This is a genomic window from Promicromonospora sp. Populi (assembly GCF_041081105.1).
GTDB lineage: Bacteria > Actinomycetota > Actinomycetes > Actinomycetales > Cellulomonadaceae > Promicromonospora.
The window spans coordinates 5,080,309-5,096,944 of sequence record NZ_CP163528.1 but is presented as its reverse complement, the minus strand read 5'-3'; the positions used below and the strand labels follow the sequence as shown (position 1 = coordinate 5,096,944).

At 67.9% G+C, this 16,636-nt stretch carries 11 protein-coding genes and 1 tRNA gene; 2 read left to right on the top strand and 10 right to left on the bottom strand.

The genetic code is table 11. The features are described 5' to 3' along the window. Positions 1 to 190: 190 nt before the first annotated feature. Positions 191 to 1,675, top strand: a complete 1,485-nt coding sequence (locus AB1046_RS23130; protein WP_369371619.1) for a helix-turn-helix domain-containing protein — start codon at positions 191 to 193, stop codon at positions 1,673 to 1,675. Positions 1,676 to 1,718: 43 nt separating this feature from the next. On the opposite strand, the gene AB1046_RS23125 is transcribed toward AB1046_RS23130, so the two are convergent. The 10 genes from AB1046_RS23125 to AB1046_RS23080 form a co-directional block, all read right to left on the bottom strand. Continuing rightward, positions 1,719 to 5,147 (bottom strand): alginate lyase family protein, encoded by a 3,429-nt coding sequence (locus AB1046_RS23125; protein ID WP_369371618.1) that lies wholly within the window; start codon positions 5,145 to 5,147, stop codon positions 1,719 to 1,721. Between the two features lie 70 nt (positions 5,148 to 5,217). Beyond that, complete coding sequence (locus AB1046_RS23120; protein ID WP_369371617.1) at positions 5,218 to 6,222, bottom strand: LacI family DNA-binding transcriptional regulator; 1,005 nt, start codon at positions 6,220 to 6,222, stop codon at positions 5,218 to 5,220. A 27-nt stretch (positions 6,223 to 6,249) separates the two neighbouring features. Next, positions 6,250 to 7,107: a carbohydrate ABC transporter permease gene (locus tag AB1046_RS23115; RefSeq protein WP_369371616.1), complete on the bottom strand. Its 858-nt coding sequence runs from the start codon at positions 7,105 to 7,107 to the stop codon at positions 6,250 to 6,252. Next, on the bottom strand, positions 7,100 to 8,059 hold the full coding sequence (locus AB1046_RS23110; RefSeq protein WP_369371615.1) for a carbohydrate ABC transporter permease: 960 nt from the start codon (positions 8,057 to 8,059) through the stop codon (positions 7,100 to 7,102). Before AB1046_RS23110 ends, AB1046_RS23115 begins: the two co-directional genes overlap by 8 nt. A 45-nt stretch (positions 8,060 to 8,104) precedes the next feature. Further along, positions 8,105 to 9,442: an ABC transporter substrate-binding protein gene (locus AB1046_RS23105; protein ID WP_369371614.1), complete on the bottom strand. Its 1,338-nt coding sequence runs from the start codon at positions 9,440 to 9,442 to the stop codon at positions 8,105 to 8,107. Beyond that, on the bottom strand, positions 9,439 to 10,752 hold the full coding sequence (locus AB1046_RS23100; RefSeq protein ID WP_369371613.1) for a polysaccharide pyruvyl transferase family protein: 1,314 nt from the start codon (positions 10,750 to 10,752) through the stop codon (positions 9,439 to 9,441). The genes AB1046_RS23105 and AB1046_RS23100 overlap by 4 nt, the downstream gene beginning before the upstream one ends. A 247-nt stretch (positions 10,753 to 10,999) precedes the next feature. Continuing rightward, positions 11,000 to 11,076: transfer RNA gene (locus AB1046_RS23095), tRNA-Arg, on the bottom strand. An 80-nt stretch (positions 11,077 to 11,156) separates the two neighbouring features. After that, complete coding sequence (locus AB1046_RS23090; RefSeq protein WP_369371612.1) at positions 11,157 to 12,893, bottom strand: FAD-dependent monooxygenase; 1,737 nt, start codon at positions 12,891 to 12,893, stop codon at positions 11,157 to 11,159. A 49-nt stretch (positions 12,894 to 12,942) separates the two neighbouring features. Further along, positions 12,943 to 14,538 carry an alpha/beta hydrolase gene (locus AB1046_RS23085; protein ID WP_369371611.1) on the bottom strand — a complete coding sequence of 532 codons (1,596 nt, stop codon included), beginning with the start codon at positions 14,536 to 14,538 and terminating at the stop codon, positions 12,943 to 12,945. A gap of 114 nt (positions 14,539 to 14,652) precedes the next feature. Continuing rightward, entirely contained in the window at positions 14,653 to 15,402 is a 750-nt protein-coding gene (locus AB1046_RS23080) for a tetratricopeptide repeat protein (protein ID WP_369371610.1), read from the bottom strand. Between the two features lie 87 nt (positions 15,403 to 15,489). On the opposite strand from AB1046_RS23080, the gene AB1046_RS23075 reads away from it, so the two are divergent. Further along, on the top strand, positions 15,490 to 16,599 hold the full coding sequence (locus AB1046_RS23075) for a winged helix DNA-binding domain-containing protein (protein ID WP_369371609.1): 1,110 nt from the start codon (positions 15,490 to 15,492) through the stop codon (positions 16,597 to 16,599). Positions 16,600 to 16,636: the final 37 nt, after the last annotated feature.

Here is a 16,636-nt window from a genome sequence, read left to right as displayed (position 1 = left end):
CGACCTCGACCTCCCGCAGGGTCTGGGAGCGCACGGTTAGCCGGCGGGAGGTCTTCGGCATGCTGAGGGCGGCCCTTCTCATCGCGTGGGGGGTGACGGGCCGCGCACCACCATAGGCAGAGGGCCGCCGCTAAGGTTAGGCAACCCTCACCTAAAATGGTGTGCGCAGACTGCCGTATTGTTTAGGGCCGTGGCGTTTTCATCCCTGTCGCCCGCCGACGCGAGCGACCCACCGCCGATTCCGGCGGCACGGTCGGACTCGACGGGCCATCCCCGCCGCCCGCTGCTGATCTGGGTCCGCACCGGCACAGCGCGAGTGCACATCGACGGCGTCGTGGCATTCCACCTCACCGCCGGGCAGGGCGCATGGATTCCCGCAGACGGGTGGAACCACCGCTCGATAGTCACCGAGCCGGGCACCGTCGCCTTTCCGCTATGGCTCCAGCCCAGCGCCGGGCTGTCGGAAGCGACACGATTCGAGGTCCCCGACGGGTGGCAGGACTGGCTGATCCAGCACTTCAACCTCCAGGTCACACCGTTGAGCGGTCACGGGCCGGAGATGCCGAGAGCCACCGGTGCCAGAGCGGTGGCCGAGGAGCTGATCCGCGACCCCGCGCTCGACCTCACCGTCGAGCAGTGGGCGATCAGGGCGCTCTCCAGCCCGCGGACCCTGCGCCGCGACTTCCTCGCGGATACCGGGCTCACCTTCGAGCGGTGGCGACTGCGCAACCGGCTGATCGCGGCCGTCGAGCTCCTGGCCGCGGGATACGACGTCGACCAGGTGGCCGCGCGGGTGGGCTTCGCCAGCCGCAACGGCTTCACGCGCGCCTTCAAGCAGCACTACGGGCCGACGCCGCACGACTTCAGCAGGAAGCTCTCCGCCAGCTCCACCAGCGTTGACCTGGCACAGCGCGCCACCTTCGCGCGGCAGACCGACGACCTCGTGCGCCTGGTCCGAGGAGAGGGCGCTTTCGTGGCCGCCCCCGAGCTGCTGTCCGCTGCGCGCACACCCTCGCACGTCAACGACATGCACGTGCTGAGCTGGATGTACCGCGGCAGCGGCTACCTCGATATCGGCGGGAGCCGTCATGAACGCCCACGCGGCGTCGCGACCTGGATCCCCGCGGGCCTGGAGCACATCACCGGTCTCCGCGAGAACTCCATCTCGCTGCCCCTCGGCACCGCCGGCACCGGCGACCTGCGCCTGACCGATCCGCTGCAGGTCCAGTTCTCGCCCGCCTGGGACGACTACCTGATGTTCTGCGCCATCAGCTCCCGGTCCGGACTGCAGCCCGACGACCACGATCCCCGGCACATCCTCGACCTGTTCACCGAACAGGTCGCAGCGCAGCGGGCCGCGTTGTTGGTGATGCCCACCGGTCCGCGTGCGCGGGCGGCTGCGCTGGACTACCTGCACCGGATCGGCACACCTGGCGGATCACCTGCGTTCGGCGTGCCCGCCGAGGTGCACCGGGCCTTCCGCGACGAGACCGGCATGACGTTCGCCCGCTGGCGCTACGTGGCTCGCATGCACATCGCCCGCGACCTGCTGCTCGGCGGCGCCAGGCCCAGCGCCGTCGCCCGCCGCGCCGGATACGCCCACCTGCCGACGTTCAGCGCAGCCTTTGCCCGGTTCCACGGAGTCTCACCACGCGAATACCAAGGGCGCGTCTGACCCCTGCGACCCCGTCGCCGAGAGCAGCATCAGCGTCATCAGGTCAGCAGGAGCCGGCGATACGCACGTCCTCGAAGACGCTCGCCGTTGTCGCGTAGAGCCCGACCCCGCCGCTGCGGACCACCGTGTCACGTGCCTCAAGGATCGCAGTGCCATCGAGGGTCACGGTGATGCGGTCGCCCTGGATCGCCGCGCCAAGCTCGACAGGGCCGTCGAGCCGGTTTCTGACCGACGTCGTCGCGAGCGTGACCGGTCCAGAGCGGTGGGCCTCCCGGACAATCGTCGCGTACTGCGTGTTCTGACTGGTCTTGCCGATATGGACTCGGTACCCGTAGGAGTCCGTGGAGTCACGAAGAGAGATGCCCGCCTGGCCGATCCCGTTGATGGTGGCCGTGGTCTCCACGGCGTAGTCGCAGGACTCGGAGAAGCGCGAGGGCATGGCCGAGGAGACCAGGACGCGCGCTCGGCCATCAGTGGGCACCACCCGCAGCTGATCCGAGCTGACCGACACGTCACCGCCCACTCCGCGCCAGTGGTCCTGGTCGAGCGCTTCCCTGACCGTGAGGCGCTCGAACACCGCCTCCCGTCCATGCGTATAGGCGGCCGCGCCGCCTGCCGGCAGGCGGGTGTCGTCGGCCGAGATCGACGTGTCGCCGACCGTCGCGATCAGATGCTTTCCGACCGCCGAGACCGTTAGCGTGTGGGCTTCGCCCGCATTGATCGGAAGAGCACTCGCGGCCAAGACGCTCGCCTCCCCGTTGAACACCTTCACGAGCTGCAGCTGTACGCCGTCACGCGTGTTGAGCACGTTGGCTCGGTAGTAGTTGCGGGCGTCGTGGTAACGGAATGCGACACCGGTCCGGGAAGTTGCCTGCCCCGCTGCTCCCGGCACGACGTCGGCCGTGATGGTGACGTCGGCAGGCACGTCGTACTGCACGGCGAACGCCTGACCGTCAGCGGTGGAGGTCTGCGCCAGCGTCCCGTCCTCGTCCAGGTCCCAGGCGCCTTCCACCGGCAGCCAGCCGTCGAACGAGGACTGGTCCGGCCCATAGGTCGTGCTCTCCAGGCTGGCCTCGTCGAAGTCCTCCTCAAGCATCGGCGGTGGCGCGAACGCCGGCTCGAGCGCGACTGAGACGACGTCGCCGGTGCGGGTGAGCTCGGTGGGCTCGCCGTTGACCAGCACCACCTCAGCCTCGGGTGCCCAGAGGGACAGCGTTCCGCTGAAGGGATCCCCGAGCGACACCCGGGCGGTGCTGCCGTCCAGCTCCACGCTGATGTCCGAGACGACGTCGGAGGCATCGATGACGCTCTCGCCGTCGTCGACCAGCGAGGATCCTGAGGTCAGCGAGTACCGCGTCAGCGCACCGTCCTCGTCGCGCTCGAGGTACGCGGTCTCGGCGTCGGTGGCAGCCGCCCCGAAGGACCTCGACGACGGCTCCTCCTCACGTGAGAGATAGAAGCGTCCGGTCGCTGAGGGCAGATCGACCTCGAGAGCCGTCGCAACGGCGTGATCCACCCCAGGCATGTCGATGCGCGCTGCCGTGACCGAAGGAGCCGGCCCAGCCGGCCCAGGGAACACCACCGTGTCCAGGCCGGTCGCCCCCTCTGTGGTCCAGTCGTAGGACAGGTAGTCGACGTCGGTGAGCACCTCGTTGTCCACGACCGCGACGCCGTCCTCGTGGACGCTGGGGCTCAGGCTCGTACCCTCAGCGCCGACGGGGACGAGCTGCACTCCCGCGACGTCGTCGGCCCCTGGCACTGTGTCGAACCCGACGGTGGCCACCTGTGTGTCCGGGTCCACCGTGACCGGATCTCCGGGGAAGTGCCAGAGCTGACGGTAGTCATGTGTCTCCGTACCGCCGGTCAGGGCATCGGAGACGATCCAGAACCCGGGCTTGACGAAGTAGACGACCCGGTCGTGGGAGATGGGCTGGTAGCCCTGCGCCTCGCCACGGTAGATGTCCAGACCCTCGTTGGACCGCCATAACCAGGTGGCACGAGTGACGCCTGCCTCCTGCGAGAGCCCGTCGACCTCGATCGTGTTGTGAGCCTCGGTCCTCCTGCGCAGCCATTCGTTCGTCTCGGTGTCGCTGTAGTCGCTGGCGCCAGGGTCAACGATGAGGGGCCGGCCGTAGGCCGCCATCACGAGGCTGAGGTCATCAGGGTGCCGATGGGAGGCGACGTAGCTGGTGTTCTGGTTGTTGATCATCATGTAGCGGGCGTCAGGGTCCCATCCTGAGCGCTGGACCGCGAAGCTGATGGGGTACACCGTCGATCCCAGCGTCGGGGTGGTGCCGTCAGTGCGGTCGGAGGCAACCCAGGCGAAGTCCTCCCAGGAGTTGCGTGCACCGCTGGTCCGGATCGCCGCCATACCTGCGTTGGCGTTGGGCGAGTCGCCCACAACCGGAGCCTGCAGGTTTGGCATGCGCGTGGCGAACATGCTGTCAGCGATCCAGTCGGCTGCCCGGACGACGGCTGGTGGCAGGGTCCTCCCGTTGACGTCACCGACTCGGATCATCGCGTTGATCAGGTCCGCCACGTAGGCCTGATAGTTGAAGGCGGGCTCGCGGTAGATGCTGTCGCTCTTCATATAGGCATAAACGAACCACTCCACCGAGCGCACTGCGAAGTGCTCCCAGCCCCGGGATGCTGAGAACTCGGGAAAGTACACGGCTGATGTGTAGATGGCGCGCGCCATCGACACGTACCAGTTGTTGCCGCCGTGGATCTGGAGTGCCTGAGCCAGGCGGTCGGTCGTGTGGTGAACGCCCGAGAGGTAGGTAACAACGTCACCGGAGGTGATGGCCGGGTCAGTGTGGAACACGCCGAAGGTGTTGACGAGATGCGGGAGCCGCTTGGCAGCGGAGAGATTGCGGTTCTGTATCCAGTCCGGGTTGTCGGCGAAGAAGTCCAGGGAGATCTCCAGCCACGCGGTCGCGTAGCGGGAGCGCGCCTCCGGGTCGCTCTCGTTCAGGTACGCCCTCGTGAGGATCGGCATGAACGCGAAGTCGGACATGAGCACCTGTGCTCCACCAGGGGCGCTCTCCGTTCCTCCCCACGTGTCGAACCAGTCGATGTCGATCCGGTCCTCGGCCTCGTTGTAGAAGTCGCGCGTCTCGCCGTCGAAGCGGAAGATCCCGGATGCCAGCTCATCGGCTGTCATGTCCCCCAGGCCGTTGGCCGGCGGAGCCGGCAGCTCCACGCCCGTACGCTCGGCAAAGTGCTGGCGGAGCTCCGCTGCGGCTCCTGACTCGTCGCCGGCGGCGAGCCTGCCGGCGACGTCGGCAAGATCCGGGCGAGTCAGGTCGAGGAGCTCACCGATCTCAGAAACCTCGGAGGTCTCGTCTGAGGTGTCGTCTGCGGTGGCCGGTACCCATGACAGGCCCGTCGCGACGAGAGCCAGGGTCGCTGCTGCCGCTGCCATCGCATGGACGCGCGAGCCGGTGCGCCCTGAGGGGATGCTCCGTTGCATCACGATCTCCATTCCCCTCAGCCGCTGTGACGTATCGTTGCGTCACTCTAGGGACCGAGCGTCGACCCGGTCAAGAGCGGGCCGGTCCGACGCTCCCGCGCGCGACGACGTACGGCAGCGGGTCGCGGATGACGCCCAGGCTCGTGGACACGCCAGCCAGCAGGGCCGAGACCTGCTCGACGGCCCGAATGCCCAGCACCCGCATCGGTAGGCGGACCGTGGTCAGCTGCGGCCGCACCAGCTCGGCGATCTCAGCGTCATGGATCCCCACCACCGAGAGCTCACCGGGCACGGCGATCCCGGCATCGGCAGCTGCCGCGAGCAGCCCCACAGCCGACATCACGTTGTTCACCACGACCGCGGTCGGCATCGTCTCACCGGCCTGGAGGGCTGCCAGCCCGCTTGCACCGGCTTGAGCACCAAAGCCGGTGAACAAGGGGGGTCGGGGTTGCAGCCGTGCATGCTTCAGAGCACTTAGATACCCCTCGTGCCGCGGGTTCGAGGGCGAAGTGTCCAAGCCGCCGACGAAGGCGATCTCCGTGTGCCCGGCCTCGATCAGATGATCAGCGGCGGCTCGTCCCGCCGCCACCTCATCCAGTGCCAGCCAAGGATCTTTGTCATCATGCTGATGCTCAACCAGGAGGACAGGAGTGGGCCGCGAACGAAGGGCACCAAGCACCGCCTCGTCGATCAGGCCGCCGTGTCTGAGCACAATGGCATCAACCGAGCCCTGACCCAGCATCCGCGCAAGAAAGTGGCTACCAGACCTCATCCACATGGTGTCACCCAGCACGATCGTCCAGCCATGCTCTTCGGCGGCCTCGTAGATGCCGCGGAACAGCTCCTTGTACACCGGGTTCTCGAGGTTCTCGACGACGACCGCGATCGTGCCGGCATGCTGACGACGTAGCGCTCGGGCAGCATCGTTGGGCACATACCCCAGCTCGACGATCGCGGCCTGGATACGGGCGCGGGTCTCGTCACTCATACGGGTATGGGTGGTGCCGTTCAGCACCGCAGAGACCGTCGACGCCGAAACGCCGGCCGTGCGCGCGATGTCCTTCTGTGTCGCCATCTGGCTGATCCTAATGTGGCCGGGCCATCACTTCAGACCGGTGGTGGCAATGCCCCGAACCAGATAGCGCTGGCCCAGGAGGAACATCAGGAACAGCGGAACGAGAGAGAGGACCGACATCGCGAACATGGCTCCCCAGGAGGACTGACCCGTGGAGTCCAGGAACGCCCGCAACGCGATCGGGACGGTGTACATGTCCGGATCGGTCAGGAAGATCAGCTGGGATAAGAAGTCGTTCCAGGTCCAGATGAAGGTGAAGATGGCCGTCGTCGCCAGAGCCGGTACTGCCAGGGGCAGCATGATCTGAAGGAAGATCCGTCCGTGACCTGCTCCGTCGATGCGTGCAGCCTCGTCGAGCTCCTTCGGGACGCCCCGGAAGAACTGGACCATGAGGAAGACGAAGAAGGAGTCGGTGGCCAGGAACTTGGGCACGATGAGCGGGAGGAACGTGTTGAGCCATCCGAGCTCGGAGAACAGCACGTACTGGGGCACGATGATCACGTGGATCGGCAACATGATCGACATGAGCATGACCGCGAACCACAGGCGCCGAAATCGGAAGTTCAGCCTCGCAAACGCGTAGGCGGCCAGCGAGCACGCCACCACGTTTCCCAGCACGGCACCGGACACCACCATGAAAGAGTTCATCAGGTAGTAGCTGAAGGGGTGAGCCAGGGAGTTCCAGCCCCGTGAGTAGTTCTCCGTCGTGAAATCGGTGGGGATCAGGCCAGGCTCGGCGAAGATCAGGGCATCAGGCTTGAACGAGGAGGCCAGCATCCACAGCAGTGGATAGATCATCACGATCCCGGCCACGATCAGGACCACGTGCCTGAACAGCCCGCGTAGTCGTGGTCGCCAGCGCAAGTGTGATCCCGCCTCAGTCATCGTAGAAGACCCAGTACTTCGAGGCGTAGAAGTTGAGCGCGGTCATCGCACCAACGATGACCAGCAGCAGCCACGCCATGGCCGAGGCGTATCCCATGTTGAAGTTCCCAAAGCCTTGCAGGTAGAGGTACAGCGTGTAGAACAGCGTTGAATCGACGGGGCCTCCAGTTCCGCCTGAGACGATGAACGCCTGCGTAAAGGTCTGGAACGCATTGATGATCTGAAGCACAAGGTTGAAGAAGACCACCGGAGTCAGCATCGGAAATGTGACGCTGATGAACTGTCGAAGCTTCGAGGCGCCGTCCAGGCTCGCGGCCTCGTAGTACATCTGGGGTATCTGACGAAGGCCAGCGAGGAAGATCACCATGGGCGAGCCGAACGTCCACACGTTCAAGGTGATCAGCGTGCCCAGCGCGTAGGCGGGATCAGACACCCATCCTTGGGTGCCGATATGAACCAATGGCTGGATGCCGTTGAACCAGTCGATGACCTGATTGAGCAGCCCTTGAGTTCCGAAGAGCTGTCGCCACAGGATCGCGATCGCGACCGAGCTCCCCAGCAGTGAGGGCAGGTAGAAGACCGAACGGTAGAACGGGAGTCCGCGCACACCCTTGTCCAGCACCAGCGCCAGCCCGAGCGCTGCCGCGAGCTGCAGTGGCACAGAGACGAAGACGTAGGTGAAGGTCACCTGAAGCGACTGCAGCAGCCGGGGATCTTGAAACAGCTGCCTGTAGTTCTCCACCCCTACAAGCTCTGGGTCCTGCAACAGGTTGTAGTTCGTGAAGGAAAGGTACAGCGACGCGAGCAGCGGCCCGACGACGATGAGCACCAGACCGACGAACCACGGCATCAGGAAGAGCGCTGCCGCCTTCCCATCGCCTTTCTCGGAGGGAGCCCTGGTCGCCGGCCCGGCCGTCTTGCGGAGCTTTGACACTTCGCCAGGAACAGCCATGGCGTTCCTCCTTGAGTGTGGGCACCGGCAGCATGTGACCGCCGGCTAGTCCTCGGACGAGATGCTCTGGTCGAGCTCGGTCGCGAACTGCTCGGCAGCCTCGTCGGGTGAGATCCGGCCGAACAGCATGTCTTCGGCATAGCGCCGCAGCATCGGCTCGGCCTGGTCGGCACCGGGCGGTGGTGGCATCGGCGCGGCCTCAGGTGCGTTCTCCTCCACGACAGCGACGAAGTCCGCCATCATCTGCTGCTCCGGTGAGAGATCGTCCCTGAGGTGCTCCACGACGTCCTGGTTCGCGGGAATCCCACGCTCAGCCTGCAGGATCTCAGCGGCATCCAGATTCCCCTGAAGGCAATCCAGGAGCTGGGCTGCCTCCTGCGGGTGTGCCGTGTCCGACGTGATGGCCCAGCTCATCGACCGGAAGGTCTGGCCGGTCTGGCCGGGCTCATGGACCGGCAGCTGCAGCAGCTCGAACTCTGGCTCGAGCGCGCTGACCTCATTGATCGGCCGGACCGCCATCAGCGCGCGATTGGTGCCGATCATGGTCTGCTCGACGCCCCCACCCTGAGTCTCGACCGAGACCGAGGCGGGTGCAGACCCGCCGGACTCCTGCAGGTCGTAGCCGTACTGCAGGAACGAGGCGATCGTGTCGGTGTCCAGGCCCACTCCCGTCGAGCTGAAGAGGCCGTCAGGGTGCCCGAGCTGCCGTGCCCAGATTCCGAGCAGGCGGATGTCCTCGCTGGGCTGCTGCAGCCCCCAGATCTCACCATCGGTCGCATCATTCACACCGGTGGCGTACTCGAACAGATCGTCCCAGCTCCAGTTCTCGTCATCGGGGCGCTCAAGCCCGTACTCGTCCAGCAGATCAACGTTGAGCAGGATCCCGGACGCGTTCGTGGTGACGGGAATCGCGTAGCTGACTCCATCCACCTGATCCGCGCTCAACACGCTGGGCGTGATGGCCGAGGTGTCGATGTACTCCTCGACGGTCGCCAGGTCCAGCAGCCCTCCGCGTTGGGCGTAGGAGCTGATATGTGCACTGGTCACCTGGATGATGTCCGGCGCGTCGCCTGCTGCGAACTGGGTCGCCAGCCTGTCCTCGTATCCCTCGCTGACGTACTCCGACGAGGTGGTGATGTTGCCGACGGAGGCGGCACACACCGCCAGAGCAGCCTGCGTCTGCTCGTGGCGGAGCTCAGCGCCCCACCACGCCACGCGGAGCTCGACGGCATCCCCGGGCTCGGTGGTGCCGTCATCGCTCTCGGCCAGGTTGTCTGCCTGACCGCACGCTCCCAAGCCCAGTAGCGCCACGGCGCTCATCGCCAGGATCGTGGCGCCACGGCGCGAGCCTCCGCCCCAGCGCTGCACCCTTGCTTCTCTCATGGTGTACCTCCTACTAGCTCACCGACGGTTGCTGCCTCATGGGGCGTGGAAGGCGGGCCGTACAGGATTGTGCTGGCCATCTGCCGAAGTCGACTGCGAGCAACGGCGTTCACCCTCGCGGACAGGTCACTCCACCGCTGAGGGTTGTCAATGATGCTGGTGACGGTCTCCACCACCACCGTCTCGGCGCCCGGACCGACCTCGATGAGCATGTCCGAGCCACCTAGATCGTGGTACATGGCCCCCTTGACCGTCTCGGTGGGCTGGCGCAGGTACACAGTGGGCACAGCATGTGCGGACGCGATGATCGGTGAATGGCATTCCATGCTGATGACCGCGCGACTTACGGAATAGACAGCACTGGCCTCGGCCAGGGACCAGAACCGATCGAGGATCTTCACGTGCGGTGCCACATCCGGGGGTAACAGCGGAAGGAGATGGTCGCGTGCGTAATCGGGCACGTAGGACATCTCCGGGACAACAACGGCTGGCGCCTTTGCCTGGCGAACCCAGGTCGCGATGGCAGCCACGAGGACTCTCAGGTCAGCCTGGGACGTCGCCACGTTGATCGCGTCTCTACGCATGCTCTCCTGCGTGGGCTCCTCACCGCGCATCTGGGCGTACGGGGCATAGCGTAGCCGCGGCACGAAGCACGCAAAGTCGCCATTACCCAGGCCCATCTTCTCCCGGAAGGGCTCGATGGCAGCACGGTCGGCAAAGTCATAGGCGAACGTACCGTCTGGTCCGAACTCCAAAGACCCAGCCTGGACCTGCTGGCGGCGCAGATATCCGAGCGAGATCGACTCCCTGGTGAAGATGAACTCGGCGGAGTCCAGTGGCTCCCGCCCATCCTCGTCGAGGAATCCTTCCGGAAGGAACTCGACCATGGTCTGCAGCTCAGCCAGGGTGCCCCACGTAGGAGGGCAGACCGGGTCAACGGTGACGCCGGCGTATCCATGCGGCTTCCCCGCAGTCCGGGACCAATGGATGAGCTCAGCCTGGCGATTCACGACGTCGGCCGCGGAGCCGTGCACCAACACATCTGCCGAGCGCCACGCCATCTCCAGCTCGGGCGTCGTGAGATCTCCGTCCGCAGTCAGCTCACCACGCACGATCGGCACGTGCGGGACGGCGCGGCGCATCAATGCTTCCTCGCGTTCGCCGAGCGCCACCGGCCACAGTGTGACGTCGGCGTCCGGGTCCACCTCCAACAATGCCGACAGCAATCCTGGCGAATGGGCAACGTCGCCGATGTTGACATCTTGCCAAGATGAACGGAGCAGCACTCTCCGCGACTTCCTGGAACCCATGCACACCTCTCCCTTGCGGCATCGATGCCGCCCGGGCTCCGACCGTCGTCGGCGACGCATCGTTGCGTCACACTAACGTTCACCTTAGGAGTCGTCAATGACCATGAACGGGCTCGGCCTCGACGTCTTCGCTCGCTGCCGCCTCAGGATCGCGCCCCGGACCGAGGGCGCTGACGCACCACCCATGCCGACTCTGCCGCACCGGACACGTCAGCCGCAGACCCGGCTACGTCCGTTCCCATCTGTGTGGTGCCCCCGGCAGGATTCGAACCCGCGACCTAGTCATTAGAAGGGACCCGCTCTATCCAACTGAGCTACGGAGGCAAAGCGTGCCGAGTTTATCCTAGGTCGAGGTGGTCTTGACCATGCCAATTCGGCTCCTGGGCTTGCCCCGCGCCATTCAGTCACGCATTGTTCTGGGCCCTGGCGCGGTCCCCCAGTCCTGCTTCGGCGGCCGACGCCGCACCCGGCAGGCGGGCCGCCAGGTCGGCCAGCAGCGCCTCGGCGTCCACCGGGTGGCCGCGGTAGGCGACGTACCCGTCGGGTCGGACGACGAACGTGCTCGCCCGTTCGACGCCGTACTGCCGGTGGGCCGACCGGTCCGGGTCGCCGAGCGTCGTCGGATGGTCGGCGAACCGCTCCGCACTGACCACGCGGGCCTTGACCAGCTCCGGGTACGCGCGCTCGATACGCTCGGCGATCCGGTTCAGCTCCACGGCCGGGCGCGCCCCCTCGTCCAGCCCGGTGAACAGCAGCACCGTGTGCTGCGTGCCGCGCAGCACGTCGTGGATGCGCCCTGGCTCGCGGTCGATGAGCACGTCTGCCTCCCGCGCCCGGTCGCCCGGGGCCGGGGCGTCTTCCCAGCCCGAACCGGTCTCGGTGTTGAGCGGGCTGTCCGGATAGCTCAGCCGGAGCTGGGAGAGGGCGCCGAGCAGCCGCCGTCGGACGGGCCGCGTCAGCAGGCGGGTGGCAAGCTGCGGTGCCAGCCGGCCACGGGCCAGCCTGGCCAGCCGGTTCTGCCCGGCGATCACGCCGAACATCCGGTCGGTGGTCTTCAGCAGCCGCAAGCCGATCGGGTGCCGGTCGGCGTGGTAGCTGTCCAGCAGCGCTTCCTCGGCGATGCCGCGCACTACGAGGGCGAGCTTCCACGCCAGGTTGTAGGCATCCTGGATGCCGGTGTTCATGCCCTGAGCGCCCGCCGGGCTGTGCACGTGTGCGGCGTCGCCGACCAGGAAGACCCGGCCGTCCCGGTATCGCGGCACGCCGCGCCGGTGCACCCGGTAGCGGGTCACCCAGTACTCCTCGACGACCTTGGCCGGGTAGGGCACCCGCTCGTCGATCATCGCCTGGAACTCTTCGTGGGTGGGCTCGCTGTACTCGGCACTGGGACCCTCGGGGCCGGGCTTGACGTTGCCGAAGATGCGGAACCGGTTCTCGCCCGGCATGGAGAAGGCCGCGAAGATCCCCGCGGGGCTGGGGAAGCCGTAGAGGTCGCCGTCCGGCAGCTCCCAGTCCAGCTTGGCGTCGGCCATGATGAACTCGTCGGGATAGGTGGAGCCCTCGAACGGCATGCCGATCGCCTTGCGGACCGCGCTGTGCGCGCCGTCGCACGCCACGAGCCACCGGCAGCGCACGGTCTCGGTCGATCCGTCCGCGGTGCGCAGCGACACGGTCACGCCGTCGCCGTCCTGGGTCAGGTCGGTCACCGCCATACCGCGTTCGACCTCGACCCCCCGCCCGGCGAGCGCCTCGGTCAGCAGGTGCTCGGTGTCGGTCTGCGACAGGGTGCGCAGCACGGAGTACTCGGTGTGGTTGCGCGGACCGGTCAGCAGGTCGACGAGGTCCAGGTGCACCTTCTTGTTGCCGCTGAACATGATGGTGAGGTTCGGCGCCGGGTTGCCGGCCGCCAGCGCCGCGTCGACCACGCCCATGTCGTCGAAGATCTCCAGGGTGCGCGGCATGACCACCAGCGCGCGCGACGTCGTGGCCGGCGCCGGTGCGCGATCGATGATCCGCACCGGCGTACCGTGCCGCGCCAGCTCGTTGGCCATGGTCAAACCCGTCGGTCCCGCGCCGACAACCAGCACCGGATCTACTCGCTCCGCCATCTGGACCAGCCCCGTCCGCTCGTAATTCACCACCTGATGAATAACAGGCTAACCCCATCGGCGGCAGGCTTCAAGACCTGGATCAGTCGGGCGAGTCGCCGCACGCGACGTCCTGCTCGGGCCGCTCCCCGGTGCGGAGGAACTCGGTGGCGATGTCATCGAGGCACGTGTTGCCCAGCCGCAGGTAGGTCAGGTGCCCACCCTCGTCGGCCGTGACGATCCGGGCCCGGTCCCCGAACGCCCGCCGGAGCTCCAGCGCCCCGGACAGCGGCGTCGCCGGGTCGCGAAGGTTCTGCACGATCAGGACGTTCGCCGGCCCCTCGTCGGTGATCTTCACCGGCGGCTCGGTCGGCTCGGACGGCCAGAACGCGCACGGCGTGATGTTCGCCCCGGCTGCGCCGAACATTGGGTACCGGAACCGGTCGATCGTGACGTTGAGCCGGTAGGACCAGACGCTCTCGGGCCAGTCGGAGTCGTTGCAGATCACGTGCAGCTGGCTGGCGATGTAGTTGTCAGCGGGTATCGCACCGGCCGACGGCGCCGCCGGCCCGGCGTCGGGCGCCGTCGCGAGCGACTCTTCTCCGGATACGGCCGCGGCGACCGGCACCGGCTCGCCGGTGTCGAGGGCCTGCCAGGTCTCGGCCAGCCCGGGCAGGCTGCTGTCGTAGTAGAAGGCGGCGAACGTGACGAAGCGGAACGCGGCGCCGGTGTAGCCGTCCGGGCTGGGCGTCTTGTCCAGCCGCGCGGCGAGCTCGAAGTACTTCGCCTGCACCTGGGCAGGGGTCCGGCCCAGCCCGTACTCGGGGTGCGCGGCGACGAACTTCGCGAAGTCCGGGAACCGGTCCTGGACGCCCTCGCCGAACAGCCGGGAGAACGAGGCGTCCCAGCCGCCCGGGCCGGTCGCGCTGTCGAGCAGGAACCGGTCGCTGCGCTCCGGGAACAGCGTGGTGTAGACCGAGCCCAGGTAGGTGCCGTAGGAGATGCCGAAGTAGGAGATCTTCGACTCACCGAGCGCCTCGCGGACCCGGTCCATGTCGCGCGCGGTGTTGGCAGTGGTGATGTGCGGCAGCAACGACGCCGTGGGCGACTCCCCGCACTTCTGCGCGACGGCGGCCACCCGCGTCGCCTCGTCGCGCACGTCGGCCGCGTTCCGCGCGTACATCGGGATGTTGGTCGGGTGCTCCAGCGGGCTCAGGTCGCAGGTCACGGGCGTGCTGTGGCCGACACCGCGCGGGTCCATCCCGATCACGTCGTACTGGTCCAGCAGGTCCTGCGGCAGCTTGAGGAAGTCGCGCAGGCCGGCCGGGTAGGCCAACCCCTCGCCGCCGGGTCCGCCGGTGTTGGTCAGCAGCACTCCGCGGCGCGCGTCCAGGTTGGTGCTCGCCAGGCGCGAGATCGCTACCTCGATAGTCCGCCCGTCCGGGTCGCTGTAGTCCAGCGGCACGTCGAGCGTGCCGCACTCCAGCCCCGGCGCGGCGACCTCGGTCGGGCACTCGCCCCAGCTCACCGACGACGACGGCGCTGGCGGCGGCTGCGAGGACGCGGTGGCCGAGCTCAGGCTCACCGGGGCCAGGGTGGCCAGCATGACGCCGATCAGCACCACCAGGCCGGGTCTGCGCAGGTCAACGGCTCGGCGTGCTCTCGGGCGTTCGACGTCGGTCACCGGTGTGAAGGTCATACCCACGATCCCACCAGCCGGGGTGCACACCGGCCAGTGCGACCGCGTCACCACTCCCCCGTGACATTCCGCGGGAGGAACAGGTGACGCAGTGTCACTGGCGGCCGGGCGGGCCTAGATCGAGCCGGCCGAGCGCACCACGGCCACGCCGTGGGCTCGGAGGATCGTCTGCAGCAGGCGGTCCCCGGCGGGCAGGAGGCGCTCCGCGCGCGCCCGCAGCGCCTGGCACAGCGTGTCCGCCAGGGCCGGGTCGCCGCCCATGGCGTGCGCGTAGGCCACCCCGGTCTCCGCGGTGAGCGTGTCTCGGTGGTCGGGGCCCAGCGCCCGCCGTCGGCCCGCGGCCACCGCCTCGTAGAGCAGGATCGCCCGGTCCGCGTCACCCGCCAGGACCAGCACGCTCGCGAGGTTGTACCGCCACGTCAGGGTGTCTAGATGATCCGGCCCGACGGCGCGCTCCCGCTCGGCCAGCCGCTCGGTGAACGCGACCGTCGCCCGCTGCAAGAGCTGTGGCGTGACCGTCCCCGGGTGGTCGCCGAGCACCGTCTCGGGGGTGAACCACCGCGGCGCCGGCCCCTGCCGACGCCGGTAGATCTCGACCGCGGGAACCCCGATGAGCCCGACGGCGGCCACCCCCGCGGCAACCTGCGCGATGACGCGGCGCCCGTTGGTCTCGGCGACCATCTCCTCGTAGGAGTCACCGGGCTCGAGGAACAGCCCGCACGTCTGCCCCGGGCTCATCACCTCGCCGTCGCACAGCGCCTCGCCGGGCACAAAGAGGATCCAGCCGAAGACCAGGAGCGCAGGACCGCCGACGAACAGCGCGACGTAGGCGACCACACGAACGATGACCTCGGTGCGGCTCATGGGCGCCAACCCTATGAACACCGCGGCCGGTGCCACAAGGCGAGCCGGACACCCGGGAGTGTCACCGGTGCCACGTAACCTTCCCGCATGACCTCCGGTACCACCGAGCTCTCCCCCGATGCGGCACGCAGGCTCCGCCTGCGCACGCAAGGTCTGCTGCTGCCCGACGACGCGGCGGGCTCCACCGGGCCGTCACCCGTCGACGTGGTCCGCCGGATGGTGGCCCTGCAGGGCCAGGACCTGCCCGCCGTGCTCCGAGCCATCGCGGTCCGGTCGCGGCCGGGCACCACGATCGAGGACGTGCGCGCCGCCTTCGACGCCGGCGAGCTGGTCCGCGGGTGGACCCAGCGCGGCACGCTCTTCGCCACCACGCCTGGCGACCTCGCGGCCCTCCTCTCGCTGACGGCCGAGCGTGTGCACCGCGCGGGCCGGCGCAACCGCGAGGACGAGGGGCTGGACGACACGGTGGTTGCCCACGCGGAGGCGGTAGCCCGCGAGGCGCTGGCGGCGTCGGGCAACAACCGTGGGATCACGCGCGCCGCGATGGTCGAACTGTGGCAGCAGGCGGGGATACCCGTCGAGGGACAACGCGGCTACCACCTGATCGGCACCCTGGCAGTCCAGGGAGTGCTGCACTGGGCCGGGTTCGCCGGGGCGCAACAGCTGATGGTCGCGACGCCGGACGCCGGTGCTGTCCCGCCCGAGGAACCGGACGCGGCGCTGCGCCGCATCGCCCGCTCCTACTTCGCCAGCCGTGGGCCCGCCACCGTGGACGACTTCGCCTGGTGGCTGGGCCTGCCCAAGACGCCCGTGCGCGCGGCCGTCGCCGCCCTGCGGGAGGCGGAGCCGGACGCCGTCGTCGACGTGGTGGTCGATGGGCGGGCGATGCTCGTCGACCGGGTTCCAGACGTTTCCGTGCTCGCGGAGACCACCGATGTGCTGCTCGTGCCCGGGTTCGACGAGATCGTGATGGCGTACCAGGACCGCGTGCTGGTCGCGGACGCCGAGGCAATGCGGCTGGTCGTGCCGTTCGTCAACGGGATCTTCCGCCCAGCGGTCCTCGTGGACGGCCGGCTGATCGGGACCTGGCGCCGCGCGCCAAAGCGGGACGAGGAGGCGTTCGAGCTCCTCCCGGGAGTGAGCGCACGCACCCGCAAGGCGGTCGAAGCCGCTATGACGGCCTGGCCCCACGGCTGACGTAAGCCGGAGGGGGCAAGCGCGCCGGAAGGGCGTC